We start from the raw sequence: 20,236 nt of genomic DNA, 5'->3' as shown, positions 1-20,236 counted from the left end.
ACCGTGGAAGCGGGCAAGCAGGCGGACCTGGTGATCTGGGACGCCCCGGACCTGGACTACATCTGCTACCGCGTGGGCTCCAACCTGGCGGATATTGTGATCAAAAAGGGCAATATCGTGGCCAAAAATCACTGAGCAACCTATACAATGCCTCGCTTTTTTGCCTGCTGCGCAGTCCAAAAAGCTGCCGCTGCGCGGCGCAACGGACTGCTGCCGCAGCCCGTTTGCAGGCATTCGATTCAACACGAGGGGGCTACCGCCCCCTCGTACTCCCCCTGCAGAACGAAACCCTCTTTCTTAAAACAGAGGTTTTTCCACAAGCTGAAAAAGCGCCTTCCCGGAGGGGAAGGCGCTTTTCTCATTCCGTCATGAAGTTCTTGTTCTTGCTGTACAGGTTCTCCACCGACAGCGGCTTTGCCTGCCGGATGCTGAATTTCAGGCACTCGCTGAGGGTGTCATACTCGTAGGCGCCGGGGATGTCCCGCAGCCGCTGCATGCCCCGGTGGCAATAGATGTCCAGCGGGCGGTAGAGGTAGCGGTGGAGGGCGTTGTCCGTCTCGCCGGAGAGGTCCAGCTCCTGGCGCAGCTGGGCCAGCACACTGTCCCGGACGCCCTGCTCCACCAGGGAGCTGAGCTGGCTGGCGGATTCCCAGGAGGCGGCCAGGAAGGCGGCGGCCTCATCGTACTGCTGTTTCTTGGCGGCATAGTAGGCGGAGTAGCTCTGGGCCAGCGCCCGGCCGGACAGCTCCCGGGTCTGCTCATAGGCGGACAGGGCGGTGGCGAACAGGCCGGCGGCCTTGTAGTCGTCGCCCAGGGCGTAGGCGGCCCGGCCGTAGCAGGTGTAGAGAAAACCGGAGCCGGGTAGGTAATTGGGCGGGGGAATCAGGTCCGCGGCAGCCTTGTACTCGGCGCAGGCGGCCACAAAGTCCTGCTGGCGGCGCTTACACTCTCCCAGCCAGGTGTGGACGATGGCGCAGAACATGGAGTGGCGGCCCGGCAGCTGCTGCATCTGCTCCATGGCCTCCTGCAGAAAATAGCTGCCCTTGTAATAGTCGCCGACGCGGCAGAAATGGACGCCCCGGTACAGCAGATACCGGGCCCGGCAGTGGGGCAGATTGGCCTGCTCCGCCAGCTCCAGGCCCCGGGCGATGTAGGGCACGCAGGTCTCCAGCTGCTCTGTCTGGAAGCCGTAGGCGATCAGCTGCTGCTGAACCCGCAGCACATGCTCCGGGTCGGCGTCGGGCTGCTGGGAAAGCCGGTCCAGCAGCTCCTTGGCGGCGGTGATGCCCTCCTGATACTTGCCGGTGTAGATGAGATACCGGGAGCGGGCGCACTGCAGCAGCAGCGCCAGCTCCTCCAGAGGATGTTCCTCTGGCTGACGGCGCAATCGCCGCAGCTCCTGGTCCAGCTCCCGCAGCAGATCCTCCACAGAGGAACCGGCGGGCAGGGGACGGATGGGCCGCTCCTCCTGCTGGGGCGGCATCTCGCAGCAGCTGCGGGTGTACACGTCCAGATACAGCACCCGGTAGCGGAAGGCGCGGTAGGCGTCGCCGCCCTGCTCGCAGTGGTACACCAGCTGCAGATAGGCGTCGCTGTCCCCCTCCCGCAGGGACCGCTCCAGATGGTCGGCAATCAGCAGGTGCTGGGGCTGGCGCTTGAAATAGGACTGCATCTGGTAGAGATTGGCCCGCATGTGGGGATGGGTGAACTGGAGATAGCTCTCGCCGTCCTCGTAGTGCTCCTCCACCAGGTTGTGCTGCTCCAGCTCCACGCTGAGGTCATACAGCTGGGCGGTGGAGCAGCCGGTGACGGCCAGCAGCAGCCGGCAGGGGGCCTTCTCCTGAAACAGGGCCAGCATGCTGGCCAGATGCAGGGCCTCCGGACTGAGGCCCGACAGCCGCTGGCGCAGCAGGCTGCGGGAATCCGGCAGGGTCTCCTCTGTGAGGGGTTTGCCCTGCAGACTGTCCGCCAGCTCCCGCAGCAGCTTGGGGTTGCCCTCCGTGGCCTCATAGATGCGGGACTGGACCGCCAGGGGGATTTCGCAGCCCAGGGCGGACTGCATGAAGCTGGTGGTCTCCTCCTCCGTGAAGCAGGGGACGGAGATTTTCAGCAGAACAGAGTCATCAAAGGCGAAGGTCAGGTTCAGATTCAGCGTCCGGCTGGTGGCCAGCAGCATCAGCTGGCTGCCGCCCAGGCGGCGCAGTACGTGGCAAAGCAGGTCCAGGCTGGCGGCGTCCATCCACTGCAGGTTCTCAAACACCAGCAGAATCTTCTGCTGCTGGGCCACCATGCTCAGCAGCAGCGTCACCGCCTCGGCCACGGCGTCGCTGCACCGGTCCCGGCTGAACTGCCGGGGGTCCCGGTCATCGCCGGAGGAGTCGGAGAACACGGGGAAGATGGGGGCCACGGTGCGGCGGGTGTTTTCCGGAATGGGCAGATGGTGGTTGAGGAAGTACTCCGCCACCGACAGCATGATGGACTTCCACGGCTCCAGATAGGCGGCCTGGTCCGTCATGCCGCAGTTTCCGGTGAGCAGCAGGAACTGGGAGGGGTCGCAGCTGCGCAGAAAGTGCTGAATCAGATAGCTCTTGCCGCAGCCCGCCTCGCCGTAAAACAGCAGGGAGGGGGAGCCGTTGAAGGAGTCCAGAAAGTTCTGATACTGGGTCCGCAGCTTCTGGGACAGGGCGGCGCGGCTGGGCAGCAGCTGCTGCTTTTCGCCGTCCTCCTCCTCGTCCGTGGTCTGGTTCCACTGGTTGACGATTTCGTAATACAGGGCGGTGGTCTCGTGGAGGGGGGAGATGCCCAGCTCGTCCGCCAGCTTTTCCTTCAGCCGCTGATAGAGGTTGACCGCCTTGTAGAACCGCTCCTCCTGCCGGTAAAGCCGCATGAGGAAGGTGACCATTTTCTCATCCAGCCCGTCCCGGTTCAGGTATTCCAGGGCGAACTGCTCCGCCGCCGCCGGGTCGCCCCGCTTCAGGGCGTCGGAAGCGTTGGCGGCCAGCTGGCCCAGGGTGCGGTTGTTCAGCTGTTCCCGCAGCTGGTCCACCCAGCTGTTGAAGTTGGAGGCGTTTTTCACCGTGAAACCCCGGAGGAACTGGTCCACATCCTGGGCGGACTGGGGGTCCATCCGGTCGAAGTCGCACACCACCTCCCGCTCCGGGTTCAGCCGGACCTCCGTCTTGGGGGAGGTCAGCACAATGTCGGAGCCAAGGCACTTGCGCAGGGTGTAGATGGTGTGGCGCAGGTTTTTGTAGCCCGTCTCTTCGGAGCAGTCCTCCCACAGCAGGTTCACCAGCTCCTGACGGGTGGCGGTTTTCTGACAGGCCAGATAGTAAAACAGGGCGTCCACCCGTTTGAAGGGGAACGATACTGTTTCCCCGTCCAGCCTGACGCAGGGAATCTGAAACAGCTGTACTTCCACTTTTGCCACTGGGCACGACCTCATTTCCTCCCGCGGACGGCGGTGATACCTCCATTATACACAAATTCGACGGAAGGTCTACAAAATTCGACGCAAAAACATCAGTTATTTTTGACAAAACTGGTGAAAAACCGGAAACACGGTGGTTTTCCGGCAGGCCGCCTGCGGATTTGAGACGTTTTATGGACGGAGAGACGGCCTCAGCCCTTCGCCCGGCTCCGCAGGTCCGCCAGCAGGGCCTCCCGGGAGACGGGATCGTCGTGGCCCACCACGGCCACGTCAAAGGACAGCGTCTCCAAAACCGCCAGCAGCGCCGCCGTTCCGGCAGGGTCCTCCACCCAGTCCCCCCGCACCAGATGCAGGCAGCAGCTGTCCCCGGGAAAGATCACCCCCTCCGACGGCACGTGAACCAGCACGCAGTCATCGCAGTGGGGACTGGGGATGGTCCGCAGCAGGCAGCGGCAGCCTCCCAGCTCCACCTCCAGGGTGTCGGTGAAGGCCATGTCCGCCGGGCGTAGCCGGATGGTGGCGGGGTCCGGGTATTCCAGCCGCAGGTGGGGCTCGGAGAACTCCCGCAGCCCGTCCAGGTCTATGTACTCCTGCAGCCCGGCCTCCCCCCACCGGATGGCGGAGAACCGCTCCAGATACCGGGCGGTGGCGGCTCCGGCCACGGCGGGGATGGGCAGCGCGGCCAGACCGAAGGTGTGGTCCCAGTGGCGGTGGGTCAGCACCGTCAGGTCCGGCGCCGGCAGGCCCTCCGCCTCCAGCGAGCGCAGAAACTGGCGGACGTGGGCGGGGGAGTTGCCGGCGTCCACCATCAGCGCCCGGCGGTCTCCCCGGATGTAGCCCAGGGCGGGCCGGTCCGACGCCGGCGAATGGGGCAGGTACCAGACCCGGCGGGTCAGCTGCTTCATAGGGCAGGCCTCCTTTCTCAGTGTTTTGATGGTAGCACACCCGCCCGTCTTTTGCAACGGCGGTTGCGCGGCGGGCCGGTCCATGGTATGATAGAAAGCGGAAAACCGGTAAAAAACGATTACGAATCGTAGTTTCGCTACTTCAATATACAAGGAGTTTTCATGAAAAGACTGGTTATCGGCATTCTGGCCCATGTGGACGCAGGCAAGACCACCCTTTCCGAGGCCTTGCTGTACCGGGGCGGCGCGCTGCGGAAGCTGGGGCGGGTGGACCATCAGGACGCCTTTCTGGACACCGACGCCATGGAGCGGGAGCGGGGCATCACCATCTTCTCCAAGCAGGCCCGGCTGGCCCTGCCGGAGGCGGACATCCAGCTTCTGGACACGCCGGGGCACGTGGACTTCTCCGCCGAGATGGAGCGGACGCTGCAGGTGCTGGACTACGCCGTTCTGGTGGTCAGCGGCACCGACGGCGTCCAGGGCCACACCCGGACAGTGTGGCGGCTGCTGAAGCGCTGCGGCGTCCCCACGCTGATTTTTGTCAACAAAATGGACCTGCCGGGCATGGATCGCTCCGCCCTGCTGGCGGAGCTGCGCCAGCGGCTGGACGAGGGCTGTGTGTCCGTCTGCCCGGAGGAGCCGGACTTTGAGGAGCAGGCGGCGCTGCGGGACGAGGCGGCGCTGGAGGCCTATCTGGAGACCGGAACCCTGGACCGGAGCATCCTGCCGGAGCTGATTGCCCGTCGGCAGCTGTTCCCGGTGTGGTTCGGCTCGGCGCTGAAGCTGCAGGGGGTGGAGGAGCTGCTGGAGGGATTGCAGAGGTACACCCGGATGCCTGTGTATCCGGCGGAGTTCGGCGCCAAGGTCTATAAAATCGCCCGGGACCGCCAGGGGAACCGGCTGACCTATCTGAAGGTCACCGGCGGCAGCCTGCGGGCGAAAACCGTGCTGTCCAACCGCCGTCCGGGGCTGGAGGCGGACAAGGTGTGGGAGGAGAAGGCGGACCAGCTGCGGCTGTACTCCGGCGACAAGTTCCGCACCGTGGAGGAGGCCCCCGCCGGCACCATCTGCGCCGTCACCGGCCTGAGCCATACCCGGCCCGGAGAGGGACTGGGGGCGGAGGCGGCCTCCGAGGCGCCGGTGCTGGAGCCGGTGCTGACGTATCAGCTGATTCTGCCGGAGGGCTGCGATCCCCACACTGCCATGGCCCGCCTGCGGGAGCTGGAGGAAGAGGACCCCCAGCTCCACATTGTCTGGAACGAGCAGCTGCGGCAGATCAACGTGCAGCTGATGGGAGAGGTGCAGCTGGAGATTCTCCAGCGGATCCTCCGGGACCGCTTCGGCATGGAGGCGACCTTCGGCCCCGGCAGCATTGTCTACCGGGAGACCATTGCCGCCCCGGTGGTGGGCATCGGCCATTTTGAGCCTCTGCGGCACTACGCGGAGGTCCACCTGCTGCTGGAGCCGGGGGAGCGGGGCAGCGGTCTGGTGGTGGACGCCGACTGTCCGTCGGACCAGCTGGCGGTGAACTGGCAGCGGCTGGTGCTGACCCATCTGGAGGAGCGGGAGCATCCCGGCGTCCTCACCGGCTTCCCCATCACGGACATGAAAATCACCCTCATTGCCGGCCGCGCCCACGTGAAGCACACGGAGGGCGGCGACTTCCGCCAGGCCACCTACCGGGCGGTGCGTCAGGGGTTGATGCAGGCGGAGAGCGTGCTGCTGGAGCCCTGGTATGACTTCCGGCTGGAGCTGCCGGCGGAGTGCGTGGGCCGGGCCATGACGGACCTGCAGCAGATGGCCGGGGAGACGGTGCAGCCGGAGCTGTGCGGGGAGGAGGCCATCCTCACCGGCGCCGCCCCGGTGGCGAAGCTGCGGGACTACGCCGCCGATGTGGCGGCCTACACCCGGGGCCGGGGGCGGCTGATCTGCGCCCTCCGGGGCTACCAGCCCTGCCGGGAGCAGCAGGCGGTGGTGGAGGCCGTGGGCTATGACCCGGAGCGGGACACCGCCAACCCGGCGGACTCCGTGTTCTGCAGCCACGGCGCCGGATTCAACGTGCCCTGGCGGGAGGTGCCCTCCAAGGCCCACGTGGACAGCGGCGTCCGCCTGGGGGGACAGCCGGAGCCGGCAGCGGCGGCGGCCGCCGCACCGGTGCGGCGCAGCGCTTACAGCGGTTCCGAGGCGGAGAACAAGGAGCTGCAGGCCATTTTTGAGCGGACCTACGGCCCGGTGAAGCGTCGGGACTTCCGCCCGCGGCAGGGGGTGCGGCGGCAGGAAGCGGCAGCGCCTCCGAAGGCCCGGCCCCAGCCCGCCGGGCCGGAATACCTGCTGGTGGACGGCTACAACGTGATCTTCGCCTGGGAGGAGCTGAAAGAGGTGGCCCGGGACAATCTGGACGCCGCCCGGAAGCTGCTGATGGACCTGCTGAGCAACTATCAGGGGTTCCGGAAGAACCGGGTGATTGTGGTGTTTGACGCCTACAAGGTGCCCCACGGCACCGGCGAAGTGACCAGATACCACAACATCCACGTGGTGTACACCAAGGAGTCCCAGACCGCCGACGCCTATATCGAGAAGGCCACCTACCAGCTGGGCCGGGACAACCGGGTGCGGGTGGTGACCTCCGACGGCGCGGAGCAGCTGATTATCCTGGGCCACGGCGCCCTGCGGGTGCCGGCCTCCGCCTTCCGGGAGGAGGTGGAGACGGTGGAGGGGGAGATTGCCGCTGTTCTGCGGAAGAACAACCAGTCCGCCGGAAAGACCCGGGCGGTGCGCTCCGCCATGGAGAAGGCAATGGAAAAGCAGGAATAAAAAAAGCTCCGCCTGTCCCGGACAGGCGGAGTTTTTGCGAAAACAGCGCAGCGCCCTTTGGGCGCTGCGCTGTTTCAGAATAAGCGGATGGTGCCTTACAGCATGCTCAGCACGTCGGCAAAGGCCTGAATGGCGGTGGCAGCCTGGCCGAAGTCCCGCATCTGCTGGTCGATGCCCAGCTTGATGTGGGGGATGTTGGCGGCGTCCAGAGCCTTCTTCAGGTACGGATACTCCATCTCCTCGGGGTCGCAGAACTGCTGCATGAACAGCACCAGACCCTGAGCGCCGGACTCCTTCACCAGGTTGGCCACGAACTCGCCGCGGCGGTTCTGGCTGGACTGGGGATCGTACAGCAGGATGTCGTAATCCATGGCGCGGAACTGGAGGGCCAGGGCCTTGATGCCGTCGGCCTCGTCCTCGGGAGCGTCTACGCGGAAGCTGCGGGTCTCGTGGGCCACATCATCGGCAGCGATGGCGATGTTGTTGTCCTCGAAGATCTGCAGCAGGGTGGGATTGTCGCAGATGATGCCGCTGGTGACCACCTTGGTGCCCTTCCAGTCGCACACGGGCAGGGCCTTCAGCTCGGCGTTCAGGGCCTCCAGCTTCTCGGTGTAGGCGTCCTTCAGCATGAAGAAGGAGGCCTTCAGCACGGCGCTGCGCTTGGTGGGAGTGATGACGTCGCAGTGGTCATTGGCCAGCTTCACGAACTCCCGGCGGGCGGCACGGCTCTTGTTGTAGACCTTGATGGCCTCCAGAATGGACTCGTTGGAGATCTCGTGACCGGCGATCTTCTCCAGACCGGCCTTCACGTCGTTGTACTGGTCCATGCAGAACTTCACGCCCCAGTCGGCGAAGCGGTTCTGGGGATGGGCCAGGAAGATGCAGGGGATCTTCTCACCCACGGACACCCGGAAGTTCTGGCTCATGGGGCGCAGGGTGTCGCAGATGGTGGGGGTGATCAGGCCGTCCAGGCCGTCCATGGTGCCGTCCAGCAGCATCTCCAGAGCCAGCTGGGCGATGGTGCAGTAGAAGGTGGCGCAATACTCCTTGGCGCGGGAGATGGTCTTGTTGTTGCTGCCCCAGATGCCCATGGGCACCATGCCGGCGGCGTAGACCAGCTCCTCGGGAGCGTAGTAGGGCAGAACGCCGATGACCTTCTTGCCCTCAGCCTTGTACTGCTTCAGCTGAGCGGAAGGATTGGCGGCAACCTGCTGAAATTCCTTAACAATCGTCTCAATGCTCATGGGTTAGCCCTCCTTTTTGGCAGCGTTCTGCTCCATGGCTTCCACCAGGCCCTGAACGCGGGTCTCATACTGGGCGGCGTTGAAGTTGCGGGGATCCGCCTGGTCGCCGTCGAAGCCGACGCAGGGCACGCCCAGATCGGCGGTGAAGCGGCGCTGCATCTCGGCCATGTAGCCGGACCAGGGCTTGCAGGAGCGGTTGTAGTGGACCAGTACGCCGTCCACCTTGTTGTCACGGCAGATGCCCTCACGCCAGGACACGCCCTGCTCAATGCAGACGCTGTTGGGGGCCTTGTAGTAGGCGCGGGCCATGCCGTCCAGATCGTCATAGACGAAGCCGAAGGCGGGGGCGTACACCACGGCGGTGACGTTGACGCCGTTGGCCTTCAGGGGCTTGAACAGGTCAGGCAGCTTGGGCCAGCAGGGGATGCCCTCGAACATGACGCGATACTGCTCGGGGAAGGGAGTGGTGGTGGTGCCTTCCTTGATGGCGATCTCCAGGTCCTTCTCCAGCAGCTCGAAGGCCTCGGCGGCCTGGACCTTGCTGCGGGCGGTGACGATGTCGGCCATGTGGTTGAACAGGTCGAAGCCGCTGTAGGGGGCGGGCTTGTACTGCAGGTAGTCGCAGACGCGGAGCCAGGCGCTGGCGGTGCGGTTGGCGTTGGCGCAGGCAGCCTCGAACTTCTTCTCGTCGAACTTCTTGCCGGTCAGCTTCTCCAGCTCATGGATGGCGTTGTCGAACTGGGCGCGGACGTAAGCCACGTTGGAGTCGTGGACCTCCACGGTGTTGTTGTAGGGGATGTCGATCATGATCAGGGGGATGTTGCACATCCGGGCGATGTTCTCATACCACTTGGTCATGCAGTTGCAGATGTTGTTGCAGCACAGCACGAAGTCGGGCTGGGGAATCTGCATCTGGCGATAGGGCTTGATGGAGGCGCGGTACTTGTCCTTCAGGGGGCCGTCGGGCAGGGCGTCGATCTCATGAATGTCCACCAGCACGGTGTAGGGCTTCATGGTCTTGGGGTCCTTCTTGGGCTTGCCGGTCTCGGGGTCGATGATGACCTTGCCGTTCTCGTCCTTCATGGGCTTGCCGCTGTTGGGATCAATCACGTCCTCCAGGGTCTCGGGATCGAACTTGTAGGCGGCGCGCTTGCCGGCGGCGTAGGCCAGGGAGATGCGGGCGTAGCCACAGATATCGTTGTCGAAGCCCAGATCCTCGGCGGCCTGGCACATGATCTCGCCGTCGCGGTTGGCGGCGATGCCGGCGGCCTGGTTCTCAGGATACATGACGTCAAGGTCAAAAGCCGCAGCCAGCTCGCAGGGGAACTTGGAGCTGGACCAGCCAACCAGTTTGCCCTCGGCCTTGGCTTTGCGGGCGTCTGCGTGGACGTCATCGACGACCTTGCGCAGGGCCAGGACGCCGGGGCTTACAGTTTTAGCCATGGTAAATTCCTCCTATTATCAAATCAGGATTGGAGCGTTTTATTTCGCGTCCCTGGACGCCTTCTGCCAGGCGAACAGGGCGGCGCCCAGAGCGCCGTTGTATTGGGTCAGCGGAGAGACGTGAATCTTGCGGCCCAGCTGTTCCTCCAGCGCGGAAACCACGCCGATGTTCTGCGCCACGCCGCCGGTCATCACGATGTCCTCCTGCACGCCTACCCGGTTGGCAAGGCCCACCACCCGGTTGGCCACGGACTTGTGGATGCCGTTGATGATATCGCACTTGTCGGTGTCCTGGGCCAGCTGGCTGATGACCTCGCTCTCGGCGAACACGGTGCAGGTGGAGCTGATGCCCACATACTTGGTGGACTGCGCGCCCAGAGTTCCCAGATCCTGGACTTTTACCTCCAGTACCCGGGCCATCACGTCCAGAAACCGCCCTGTGCCGGCAGCGCACTTGTCGTTCATCTGGAAATTCACCAGATTGCCGTTTTCCACGTGCATGACCTTCACGTCCTGGCCGCCGATGTCGATGACGGTGCGGACGTTGGGGAACAGGAACGCGGCGCCACGGGCGTGGCAACTCAGCTCGCTCATCTGCCGGTCGGCGATGTCGGGCAGGGAGTTGCGGCCGTAGCCGGTGGCCAGCACGCAGGCCATATCCTCCCGCTTCATGCCCACGTTGCCCAGCACCTCGTCAATGGCCCGCTGGGGGCCGCTGGTGCCGGCGCCGACGCTGATGAGGGATTTGGACACGATCTCCGTGCCGTTTTTCAGCATGACACACTTGGAGGCGGTGGAGCCGATGTCGATACCGAGGGTGTAAATGTCCTTCATGGTCAGGGAAATTCCTTTCGTCAGGTTGGCCTTTATGGCACCGCCGTGAGGCGGTGCCATAAAGGAAACAGTATCTTACTTCTGCAGGCCGTTGATGCGGTCGTAGTCGCGGATCACGCGGGGCAGCAGCATCTGGTGGAAGGGGCAGATGGACTTGGGATTCTGATAGGCGGCGTCAGCGAAGGCCACCACATAGTTGCGCAGCTTGGGCATGTCGACGATCTCGTCCACCATGCCGCTCTTGGCGCAGTAGGAGGGGACGGAGGTATCGATGTAGTGCTGCACCAGCTTGTTCATCTTGTCGATGGTGGGCTGCAGGTCCTGACCGGCGTCCTGCTCCTTCACCAGACGGCGGCTGTACATGGCGCCGGCAGCGGTCTTGCCGTACATGACGTTGATCTCGGTGGCAGCGGTGCCCAGAGAGAACACGTTGTTGTCGTTGCCCTGGGGGCCGCCCAGCACGTAGTGGGCAGCGGCGGTACCCTTGCGCAGGGTGATCTCCAGCATGGGCAGGTTGGTGGACTGGATGGAGTAGATCAGGCTCTGGCCCAGGCCCAGCAGCTCGGCCTTCTCGGCCTCGTTGTCCACGTCGATGCCGGTGGTATCCTGGATCCACAGCATGGGAACGCGGTCACGGTTGCACAGGGTGACGAACTCGTTCATCTTGATCAGGCCCTGACGATACAGCTTGCCGCCCATACCGATGGCGCCCTGGCCGCGGTACTCGGGATAGTTGGGGAAGCCCTGCATGGCCAGCACGCCCTGACGGTTGGCGACGATGCCCACCAGCAGACCGTCGATCTTGGCAAGGCCGGTGATCATCTCGGGACCGTAGTTGGCCTTGTACTCCATGAACTCGCCGCCGTCCACCAGAGCCTTCAGCACGTTGTACATGTCGTAGGACTTGCGGGTGTTCAGGGGGACGATGTTGTACAGGTCCTCACCCTGCAGGGCGGGAGCCTTGGGGGTATCCACCCGGAAGAACTCCAGGTTGTAAGCGGGCAGGTACTCCATGTACTTCTTGATGGAGTCCAGCACGCCCAGCTCCTCGGCGTAAACCTCGCGGAAGAAGCCGGTCTCATTGTAGTGGATGGAGACGGATCCCGGAGGATCGTTCTTCATCTTGCGGGTGGCGTCGATCATGCCCTGAGCGCCCTCCATGTCCACGTAGGGCTTGGAGTCCATGCCGCCCACGATGCCGGCGCCGCCGACAGCCATGTTGGCGTCCTTGTGAGCCAGCAGGATGGTGGGGCTGATGGAGTGGTAGCCGCCGCCGGCGGGGTTGGTGCCGTAGATGCCCACGATGACGGGGATGCCCAGCTGGTTCAGCTCAGAGTTGCGATAGAAGGGGGTGCCGCCGCCGCGACGGTTGGGATACACCTTCTCCTGCTCGTCCAGCTTCACGCCGGAGCAGTTCAGGATGTAGATCAGGGGGATGCCCAGCATCTTGGCGGTGTCGCTGCCACGCAGCAGGTTGTCAGCCTGACCGGCAACCCAGGCGCCGGCCATCTTCTTGTTGTCGGAGGCGATGATGACAGCCCACTTGCCGTTGATGCGGCCCAGGCCCTTCACCAGGGAGGTGCCGATGATGCCGATCTTCTTCTCGTCGTTGTCAGCGGGGTTGTACAGGGAGTTCAGGGGGCAGAAGCTGCCCTCGTCCACCAGCGCCAGAACGCGCTCCATGGCGGTCATCTGGCCCTTCTGATGAATCTTCTCGTCGGAGACGCCGGCAGACAGCATCTCCGCGACCTTGGTGTGCAGCTCGTCTTCGATTTTCTTCAGTTCAGCGGCGTTCTCGGCGTTGGGGGCCACGGGAGAGCCCTTCAGCACCTGCATGGACTGGAAATAGGAAGGCATAGAATAATTGCCCATAGGGAATGATGCTCCTTTCAATTTTTGTATGCTTTTCGTGAAGCAGCCTCCGCTCTCCCGGAGGAGAGCGGACCGCTGCGGCGGAACAGGGGGATTACTTGCTGATGATCTCCATGCCCTTGAAATCCTTGGCGATCTTGATGAAGGCCTGGCCGGGGTCGATCTCTTCGCGGATGACGCGGATCAGCTCGTCGCTGGGGCCTTCCATCAGCTGGGCGCGGGAGACGTCGATCTCGAAACCGGTGTTTTCCTGCACCATTTCGGGATTGGAGAACGGATAGTAGTAAGCCAGGTACATCCGCTTGGTCTCCTCGTCGAACTTCATGATGCCCAGGTCGGTCACCACCATCTGGGGACCGCGGTTGCCGGGCAGGCCGGCGCGCTCACGGCCGCCGGGGCCGTCCATCCAGCCGCAGGAGGTGATGTAGTCGATCTTCTCCATGAAGCGGCGCTTCTGGTGCTGCATCATGATGATGGTGTTGCAGTAGGTGGCAATGCCGTTGGCGCCGCCGGAGCCGGTGAACCGGGTGGTGGGCTGCAGGTAGTTGCCCTTGCCGTAGATGCAGGTGGAGTTCACGTTGCCGTAGGGGTCGATCTGAGCGCCGCCGATGAAGGCGATCAGACGGTTGGAGTCATGCTGCCACTCATTGGCCTCGAAGCCGATGAAGCGGATGTTGGGCCACTGCACGGCGCAGTGGGCCATGAAGCGGTTGTCGCCCACGGAACGGGGAACCTCGATGGGGCTGCAGTCCATCAGGCCGCTCTCCACGATGGGATGGCAGCTGGGGCAGACCACGGCCTTGGCCAGGGAGGCGCCGATCAGGGGAAGGCCGGTGCCCACGATGACGATCTGGTTCTCCTGAATGTTCTTAGCGATGGCGTAAGCCTGCATTTCCTGCTTGGTATACTTCGTAAATTCAGCCATTTCTCTTTACCTCCTACCGATTAGTGCCTGGTAGAGTAGCCCAGGTGAGGCTCGTTCTTCAGGTTCATCAGACGGGCGCCGCCCAGAACGTCCAGCAGGGCGTCCTGATCCGCGCAGTTGTACACGTACTTGGCCAGGAAGTCCTTGAAGGTCTCGGGAATGGCGGTGCCGTTGGCGGCATCCTCGGCGGCCTTGGCGGCCTTGGCGGCGGCAGCGGCCAGCTTCTCGTCGCCGGGCTTGGCGTCGGCGGCCTTCTGGGCCTTGGCGGCGGCCTTGGCCAGCTGGGCCTTGGCATCCTCGGCGTCCTGATACTTGGAGGCCTTGTCGTACTCCTTCAGGCCCTTGTCATCGTCGTCGTAGTAGTTGTAGCACTGAGCGGGCCACGCGCCGTAGGGAGCGCGGACCACAGCGTCAACGCACTCGCCGAAGATGCGGGTCAGCGTGGGATCGCGGCGGATCCACTCGTCGCTGACGATCTCCTCGCAGGTGACAATGACCTTGCGGGCGGCCACGGCGATGTCGATGTCGTGGAACTCATCGCCCTCGATGATGCAGGTGCCGTCGGGAGAGGCCTTCTGCACGTGGATGAGGGCGGTGTCGATGCGGGGAACGGGAACAGCAACAACCTTGTCGCCGGCCTGGAAGGGGTTGTCGATCTCAACGCACTTCAGATCGGGCACCTTGTCCATGGTCTGGCGCTTCTCGGGGCTGATGCCCCACTCGGTCATCAGGCTGGAACCCTGCATCAGCTTCACGGGCAGGAAGGGCAGGCCCAGGGACGCGGCGTGCAGCATCAGCATCAGAACGTCCTGAGAGTAGTCCTCATAGGTCAGCTTGCCCTGCTCAATGAAGGCGCGGAAGCGGCGGCTGACGTTGGTGTAACCGGAGTTGGCGGTGTAGCAGTTGATGTAGGCCTTGACGCGGCCCTCGCCGATCAGCATGTCGATGTCGCCGCCGCCGGGGCCGGCGTAGGCAACGAAATCGCCCTGACCCTGACGCAGGATCTCAGAAACCGCGGCATAGGGCTTGCGGTTGGTGGTGAAACCGCCCAGTGCCAGGCAATCGCCGTTTTCGACATACTTGGCAACGGCGTCATGCAGACTCATAACCTTGTTCACAATAATGCCTCCTGTATGTTTTCGATTCGAAATAGCGTGGTGGGGATGGTGGGGAAATCATGCACATCGGGACACGTCTGATACAGGCGTGCCCCGATGAATCATGGACAAACGGGGCTTAACCGAAGAAGATCAGGAAGAAGCCCGCGGCCACAGCGGAGCCGATGACGCCGGCCACGTTGGGGCCCATGGCGTGCATCAGCAGGAAGTTGGTGCGGTCGTATTTGGCGCCTACGTTCTGGGCCACACGGGCAGCCATGGGAACGGCGGACACGCCGGCAGAGCCGATGAGGGGATTGATCTTGCCCTTGGTGATCACGCACAGGATCTTGCCGATGAGCAGGCCGCCCAGGGTGCCGAAGCAGAAGGCGAACAGGCCCAGGGCAATGATGGCCAGCGTCTGGGGCTTCAGGAAGATGTCTCCCTTGGCGGTGGCGCCCACGGACAGGCCCAGGAAAATGGTGCAGATGTTGCACAGGGCGTTCTGGGCCACGTCGCTCAGACGGTCCACAACGCCGCTCTCGCGGAACAGGTTGCCCAGCATCAGCATGCCGATCAGGGGAGCGGTGTCAGGCAGCAGCAGGGCGCAGACGGTGGCCACCATGATGGGGAAGACCACCTTCTCGGTCTTGGAGACCTGGCGCAGCTGCTTCATCTTGATCTTGCGCTCCTTGTCCGTGGTCATCAGCTTCATCAGAGGAGGCTGGATCATGGGGATCAGAGCCATGTAGGAGTAGGCGGCCACGGCGATGGGGGCCACCAGCTCCGGAGCTAGCTGGTTGGCGGTGTAGATGGCGGTGGGGCCGTCGGCGCCGCCGATGATGCCGATGGCAGCGGCCTGCTGGGGAGTGAACAGATGCTGGCCGCCGATGGTGATGGCGTTTGCCACCATAAAGGCGATGTAGATGCCGAACTGGGCGCCGGCGCCCATCAGCAGGCTGATGGGGTTGGCGATCAGGGGACCGAAGTCGGTCATGGCGCCCACGGCCAGGAACATCATGCAGGGGAAGAAGCTGGACTTGACGCCCATGTACATGACGCCGATGATACCGGCCTGATACCAGTGCTCCACCTCATAGAAATAGGAGAAGGTGCCGGCCAGAGGCAGGTTGGACAGGAAAATACCAAAGGCGATGGGAAGCAGCAGCAGCGGCTCGAACTTCTTCACAATGGCCAGATACATCAGCACAAAGGAAATCAGGATCATCACCGCGCTCTGCCAGCCCAGAGCCGCGAAGCCGGACTTAGCCAGCAGCGCGGTCAGAACGGACAGAAAGTTCAAGGTACGCCCTCCCTATATCAGCCCAGCACAGCCAGGACCTGATCGGTGGAAACAGCGTCGCCCTTCTTGACGTTGATGGCGGAAACGGTGCCGGCCTGGGGAGCCACAACCTCAACCTCCATCTTCATGGCCTCCAGCATGATGACGCACTGACCGGCGGTCACCTGGGTGCCCACGGGAGCCTTCACGTCCAGCACGGTGCCGGGCATGGGAGAGACCACGGAGACACCGCCGGCGGCGGGGGCAGCAGCGGGAGCGGGAGCAGGAGCGGGGGCGGGAGCGGGGGCGGGGGCAGCAACGGGAGCGGCCACGGGGGCGGGAGCGGGAGCGGCCACGGGAGCGGCCACAACGCCGGTGGCGATCTCCTCGCGGGTCATCTGATGGAAGGGAGACACCCGCTCCACATCGACCTCATACAGCTTGCCGTTGATGGTAACATTGTACTTCATGACGTAAAATCCTCCTGTTTTACACATTATTTTTTAAGTATGGTTGGTAGGGACGGGGCTCACACCTCACGGATGCCGCGGATGCTCAGCTCTTTGGGGTCGGCATTCAGTTCCTCGCAGATGACGGACGTGATGATCGCCACGGCCTCACTCTTGTCCTCTACCACGGGGGCAGGGGCGGCCGCCTGCGGGGCAGGCTGCTTCTGGCCCTTACCGGCCAGAGCGGGGAAAACCTTGGAGAACACCAGAATGACGATGGCCAGGAAAGCCAGCATACCGAACACGATGGAGAAACCCATGATGGAAACCAGCACAGATTCAGCAAGGGTCATTGACGTTGTTGTCCACACAATCTCACCTCCCATTCGGAGTTCCCGGGGGACACCGGAAACGTAGTGACACACATAATGAGTCATAATACACTCTGCCAAGAGTATACCATACAATTAAAACAATAAAATTCTGCAAATTGTCATTTTGATCGCGGATCTTGCTAAGTTGCTGACAGGGAAAGGGAGAAATTCATGACAAAACTGACAGCGGCACGTTTTTTCGACAGAAAATGCGCTCTTTTGGGAAAATGTACGGAAAAACCCGGCCGCCGCGGTTTCAATTGTGCGGAAGCGGCGGCCTGCCGCATCCCCGGCGGCGGGGCTTTGACACGGTGTTTCCGTGAATTATTTTCGGATATAGCGAAACGTAGAAAAGAAGTTGACTTATTTTGCTGTTTGCGGTAGAATGATTTCGTTAAAATTTTGGCGGAATACCGGAAGGAGCGAGCGGAGTGCAGCGGGAGGACTTTTCCATCAGCCTGAATCAGGATGAAACCTGGCACATGGACAAACTGCATTTTCACGAAAGTGTGGAGCTGCTGTTGTCCCTGTCCGACGGAGGGGATTTCTTTATCGGACAGGATATGTACCCCATCCAGAAGAATACCCTGTTCCTGCTGGACTCGGCGGTGCTGCACCGCACGGTGCACGAGCGGACGGACCAGCCCTACCGCCGGTATATCATGCACATTCTGCCCTCCACGCTGGAGCGGCTGTCCACCGTCCAGACGGACTTCGTCCGCAGCTTCCAGAACGCCAAAACCTGCACGCTGCTGAACGACCAGCAGCGCCGGGACCTTACGGAGCTGTTCAACCAGCTGGAGAGCGTGCCGGAGCCCACCCGCTTCGGCAGCGACGTGCGCCAGAACATCCTGCTGCTGGAGCTGCTGCTGAAGGTCTGCGACATCTGGCAGTCCTCGGAGGTGGAGTCGGGCATCGTGAACCCGGACTATGAGCGGGTGCTGCCGGTGCTGCAGTATATCCAGGAGCACTTCACGGAATCCTTCACCCTGGACGATCTGGCCAGGCAGTTTTCCATCAGCAAGTACCACCTGTGCCACATCTTCAAGAACGTGACGGGCTTCAGCGTCATGGAGTACGTCATCCAGCGGCGGATCATTCTGGCCCGGGAGCTGCTGCGCCAGCCCATCTCCGTGCAGGAGGCGGGGGAGCGGGCGGGATTCCAGACCAACTCCCATTTCATCCGCACCTTCAGCACCTATACCGGCGTGTCCCCCAAGCGGTACGCCCGGCAATATATGCAAAGCGCCAAGCAGCTGACCACCCTGTCGGAAAAGAAGAACTGAATGCAGAATGCCCCGCCGGAAGACGGGGCTTCCGGGCCGGCCACAGCGGTTGATTCCGCTGTGGCTGTCTTTGCAGCCCACAGGTGCGTGCCGCGCCTGCCGGTTGCTTGATGCTGCGGAGAAAGTCTCTTAATATGGAGCCATAAGAACAGGAAGGAGACGACTTCCATGCTGAATGAAAACCTTGCGAAAGTCAGAAAAGAGCGGGGACTTACCCAGGAGGCCCTGGCCGGGAAGCTGCATGTTGTGCGACAGACCATCTCGAAATGGGAGAAGGGAACAGCGGTTCCGGATGCGGACACCCTGTGCAGAATCGCGGAGGCGCTGGAGGTTTCCGTTTCCGCCCTGCTGGGAGGTCCGGAGCAGGGAGACAGGGCGGACGCGCCCGCGGAAACCCTGGCGAAGATTCAGGAACAGCTTGCGGCCCGGAACCGGCGGGCAGCGGCCGTCTGGAAGGTGCTGTTTCTGATTTCCCTTGTGGTCAACGGGATCCTGGTGGGAAGAATCTGCTTCGGGAGCGGCGGCTCCGGGAGTGCTTCCGGGCCTGCGCTGCCGGAGAAAATCGAGGTGTCGAGCGTGTCCTTTCAATGCGGCGGCGAGGAGCTTGTGTGCACCTTTGTTCCGAGCGTCGGAAAGGAGGATATCACCTATTCCGTCACAATCTCCGGCTATGACAGCAGCTTTCCCGGTGTGACCGCTGTGTCGGAGTACGAAAACGGGCTCTGCAGGGCGGTATTCGATGCCGGTGAACTGTCGGAATACGGGGAGTACCGCGTGGTGCTGTGCGCGGAGTATCAGGGAGACGTCAGAAATGTGACCATCGCGGATGTGTTTGATTTTCAGGACAATGTCTGCCGATGGGAGAAGTGGGAATCGTGATTCCGTGACGGATGGCCGCGGGGCGGCGGGTTCCCGGACAGACGCAAAGGCGCGGGACAGGGAATCCCTTGTGCTGCGGCTGCAGAAACCAACAGCCCGGACAAGGAAGTGTCCGGGCTGTTTTGCGTCATTCTGTTTTAGCGGACGGCTCAGAACTGGCCGATCAGCTCCCGGAACACCGGCAGGCTCCGCTGAATCATGTCGGGAGCCACGCAGGTACTGAGGCGGAAGAACTCCGGGCAGCCGAAGTCGCCGCCGGGGACCACCAGCAGATTCTTTTCCTTGGCCTTGTCGGAGAAGGCGGCGGCGCTGCCGCCGGGGGCCTTCACGAACATGTAGAAGGCGCCGGTGGGCTTGGCGCACTGGTAGCCGTAGGAGGTCAGGGCCTCGTACAGCACGGTGCGGTTGCGGTCATAGGCCTCCAGGTCCGGGCGGACGGAGGCGCAGCGGGCCACCACCAGCTGCATCAGGGAGGGGGCGCAGACGTGGCCCAGGGACCGGGCGGCGCCGGCCACGGCGGCGTACAGGGCCTCGCTGTCGGCGGCATCGTCAGGCACGCAGACGTAGCCGATACGCTCGCCGGGCAGGGACAGGGACTTGGAGTAGGAATAGCATACCACGGTGTTGGGATAGATGGTGGGGATGAAGGGCACCTCCGCGCCGCCGTACACCAGCTCCCGGTAGGGCTCGTCGGCGATCAGGTAGATGGGGTGGCCCATCTCGGCGCCCTTCCGGGTGAGGATCTCCGCCAGACGCTCCAGGGTCTCCCGGGTGTACACCACGCCGGAGGGGTTGTTAGGGGAGTTGACGATGACGGCCTGGGTGTGGGGGGTGATGCGCTTCTCCAGCTCGTCCAGCCGGATCTGGAAGGAGTCGGTGTCGGCGGGGACCTCCACGAACCGGGCACCGTTGGACTCCACAAAGGGCACGTACTCCGGGAAGTAGGGGGCGATGCCCATGATCTCGGCGCCCTCCACCGCCAGCGCCCGGATGACGGAGATCAGGGCCGGGGCGGCGCCGCAGGTGAGAAACAGGTTCTGGGGCCGGATGGCGGTGCCGAACCGCCGGTTCAGGTCGTCCGCCAGGGCCTGCCGGGCGGACATGGCGCCGCCGGCGGGGGTGTAGCCGTGGACGGCCAGGGAGTCGGTGTCCTGCAGGATGGCGGCAATGGCCCCGTTCACCTCCGCCGGCGCGGGGATGGAGGGGTTGCCCAGGGAGTAGTCGTAGACGTTTTCCTTGCCCACAATGGCGGCCTGCTGCAGGCCGTATTCAAACAGGTCCCGGATGCAGGACCGCTTGGAGCCGAGGGTGTACATGGTTTCAGAGATCATTGGGATGCACTCCTTGTCCGGCGTCCCGGGGGAACGCCGCAGATTAAAGCTTTGCGCTGATAAAGTTATAG

15 protein-coding genes are annotated in these 20,236 nt (G+C 63.2%); 3 read left to right on the top strand and 12 right to left on the bottom strand.

Annotated features, from left to right (window positions below; genetic code table 11):
• Nucleotides 1–358 precede the first annotated feature (358 nt).
• Both SOX55_RS05920 and SOX55_RS05915 read right to left on the bottom strand, forming a co-directional pair.
• Entirely contained in the window at nt 359–3,430 is a 3,072-nt protein-coding gene (locus SOX55_RS05920; protein WP_325286517.1) for an AAA family ATPase, read from the bottom strand.
• Nucleotides 3,431–3,621: 191 nt separating this feature from the next.
• Nucleotides 3,622–4,335 carry an MBL fold metallo-hydrolase gene (locus tag SOX55_RS05915; protein ID WP_325286516.1) on the bottom strand — a complete coding sequence of 238 codons (714 nt, stop codon included), beginning with the start codon at nt 4,333–4,335 and terminating at the stop codon, nt 3,622–3,624.
• Between the two features lie 162 nt (nt 4,336–4,497).
• On the opposite strand from SOX55_RS05915, the gene SOX55_RS05910 reads away from it, so the two are divergent.
• A complete protein-coding gene (locus SOX55_RS05910) occupies nt 4,498–7,149 on the top strand; it encodes a translation factor GTPase family protein (RefSeq protein ID WP_325286515.1) in 2,652 nt (883 codons plus the stop codon).
• 95 nt (nt 7,150–7,244) lie between these two features.
• On the opposite strand, the gene hgdB is transcribed toward SOX55_RS05910, so the two are convergent.
• The 9 genes from hgdB to SOX55_RS05865 all read right to left on the bottom strand — a co-directional run bounded on the left by hgdB (nt 7,245) and on the right by SOX55_RS05865 (nt 16,648).
• Nucleotides 7,245–8,393 (bottom strand): (R)-2-hydroxyglutaryl-CoA dehydratase subunit beta, encoded by a 1,149-nt coding sequence (gene hgdB, locus SOX55_RS05905; RefSeq protein ID WP_325286514.1) that lies wholly within the window; start codon nt 8,391–8,393, stop codon nt 7,245–7,247.
• A gap of 3 nt (nt 8,394–8,396) precedes the next feature.
• Nucleotides 8,397–9,836, bottom strand: coding sequence for a (R)-2-hydroxyglutaryl-CoA dehydratase subunit alpha (hgdA, locus tag SOX55_RS05900; protein ID WP_325286513.1), 1,440 nt, complete (start codon nt 9,834–9,836; stop codon nt 8,397–8,399).
• Nucleotides 9,837–9,875: 39 nt separating this feature from the next.
• The gene (gene hgdC, locus SOX55_RS05895; RefSeq protein WP_325286520.1) at nt 9,876–10,670 is read right to left on the bottom strand and encodes a (R)-2-hydroxyglutaryl-CoA dehydratase activase HgdC; all 795 of its coding nucleotides are present in this window, start codon (nt 10,668–10,670) and stop codon (nt 9,876–9,878) included.
• A gap of 75 nt (nt 10,671–10,745) precedes the next feature.
• On the bottom strand, nt 10,746–12,542 hold the full coding sequence (locus SOX55_RS05890; protein ID WP_325286512.1) for an acyl-CoA carboxylase subunit beta: 1,797 nt from the start codon (nt 12,540–12,542) through the stop codon (nt 10,746–10,748).
• A gap of 94 nt (nt 12,543–12,636) precedes the next feature.
• On the bottom strand, nt 12,637–13,467 hold the full coding sequence (gene gctB / locus SOX55_RS05885; protein ID WP_325286511.1) for a glutaconate CoA-transferase subunit B: 831 nt from the start codon (nt 13,465–13,467) through the stop codon (nt 12,637–12,639).
• A gap of 20 nt (nt 13,468–13,487) precedes the next feature.
• Nucleotides 13,488–14,585, bottom strand: coding sequence for a CoA transferase subunit A (locus tag SOX55_RS05880; protein WP_325286510.1), 1,098 nt, complete (start codon nt 14,583–14,585; stop codon nt 13,488–13,490).
• A gap of 118 nt (nt 14,586–14,703) precedes the next feature.
• A complete protein-coding gene (locus tag SOX55_RS05875; protein ID WP_325286509.1) occupies nt 14,704–15,867 on the bottom strand; it encodes a sodium ion-translocating decarboxylase subunit beta in 1,164 nt (387 codons plus the stop codon).
• A 17-nt stretch (nt 15,868–15,884) separates the two neighbouring features.
• A complete protein-coding gene (locus SOX55_RS05870) occupies nt 15,885–16,316 on the bottom strand; it encodes a biotin/lipoyl-containing protein (RefSeq protein ID WP_325286508.1) in 432 nt (143 codons plus the stop codon).
• A gap of 59 nt (nt 16,317–16,375) precedes the next feature.
• Nucleotides 16,376–16,648: an OadG family protein gene (locus SOX55_RS05865; protein ID WP_325286507.1), complete on the bottom strand. Its 273-nt coding sequence runs from the start codon at nt 16,646–16,648 to the stop codon at nt 16,376–16,378.
• 452 nt (nt 16,649–17,100) lie between these two features.
• On the opposite strand from SOX55_RS05865, the gene SOX55_RS05860 reads away from it, so the two are divergent.
• Both SOX55_RS05860 and SOX55_RS05855 read left to right on the top strand, forming a co-directional pair.
• Nucleotides 17,101–17,955, top strand: a complete 855-nt coding sequence (locus SOX55_RS05860; protein ID WP_325286506.1) for an AraC family transcriptional regulator — start codon at nt 17,101–17,103, stop codon at nt 17,953–17,955.
• 168 nt (nt 17,956–18,123) lie between these two features.
• Entirely contained in the window at nt 18,124–18,834 is a 711-nt protein-coding gene (locus tag SOX55_RS05855; RefSeq protein WP_325286505.1) for a helix-turn-helix domain-containing protein, read from the top strand.
• A 149-nt stretch (nt 18,835–18,983) separates the two neighbouring features.
• On the opposite strand, the gene SOX55_RS05850 is transcribed toward SOX55_RS05855, so the two are convergent.
• Entirely contained in the window at nt 18,984–20,165 is a 1,182-nt protein-coding gene (locus SOX55_RS05850; RefSeq protein WP_325286504.1) for a pyridoxal phosphate-dependent aminotransferase, read from the bottom strand.
• Nucleotides 20,166–20,236 lie beyond the last annotated feature (71 nt).

Origin of the sequence: Dysosmobacter sp., assembly GCF_034093755.1 — a bacterium.
In the GTDB taxonomy this organism is placed as follows: domain Bacteria; phylum Bacillota; class Clostridia; order Oscillospirales; family Oscillospiraceae; genus Oscillibacter.
The sequence above is the reverse complement of the archived record's forward strand: the minus strand, read 5'-3'. Positions and strand labels throughout refer to the sequence as shown.

What these genes read in the sequence shown, in the direction of transcription:
- SOX55_RS05915 (WP_325286516.1), bottom strand. Translation starts at nt 4,335, where the DNA reads ATGAAGCAGCTGACCCGCCGGGTCTGGTACCTGCCCCATTCGCCGGCG.
- SOX55_RS05910 (WP_325286515.1), top strand. Translation starts at nt 4,498, where the DNA reads ATGAAAAGACTGGTTATCGGCATTCTGGCCCATGTGGACGCAGGCAAG.
- hgdB (WP_325286514.1), bottom strand. Translation starts at nt 8,393, where the DNA reads ATGAGCATTGAGACGATTGTTAAGGAATTTCAGCAGGTTGCCGCCAAT.
- hgdA (WP_325286513.1), bottom strand. Translation starts at nt 9,836, where the DNA reads ATGGCTAAAACTGTAAGCCCCGGCGTCCTGGCCCTGCGCAAGGTCGTC.
- hgdC (WP_325286520.1), bottom strand. Translation starts at nt 10,670, where the DNA reads ATGAAGGACATTTACACCCTCGGTATCGACATCGGCTCCACCGCCTCC.
- SOX55_RS05890 (WP_325286512.1), bottom strand. Translation starts at nt 12,542, where the DNA reads ATGGGCAATTATTCTATGCCTTCCTATTTCCAGTCCATGCAGGTGCTG.
- gctB (WP_325286511.1), bottom strand. Translation starts at nt 13,467, where the DNA reads ATGGCTGAATTTACGAAGTATACCAAGCAGGAAATGCAGGCTTACGCC.
- SOX55_RS05870 (WP_325286508.1), bottom strand. Translation starts at nt 16,316, where the DNA reads ATGAAGTACAATGTTACCATCAACGGCAAGCTGTATGAGGTCGATGTG.
- SOX55_RS05865 (WP_325286507.1), bottom strand. Translation starts at nt 16,648, where the DNA reads ATGACCCTTGCTGAATCTGTGCTGGTTTCCATCATGGGTTTCTCCATC.
- SOX55_RS05855 (WP_325286505.1), top strand. Translation starts at nt 18,124, where the DNA reads ATGCTGAATGAAAACCTTGCGAAAGTCAGAAAAGAGCGGGGACTTACC.
- SOX55_RS05850 (WP_325286504.1), bottom strand. Translation starts at nt 20,165, where the DNA reads ATGATCTCTGAAACCATGTACACCCTCGGCTCCAAGCGGTCCTGCATC.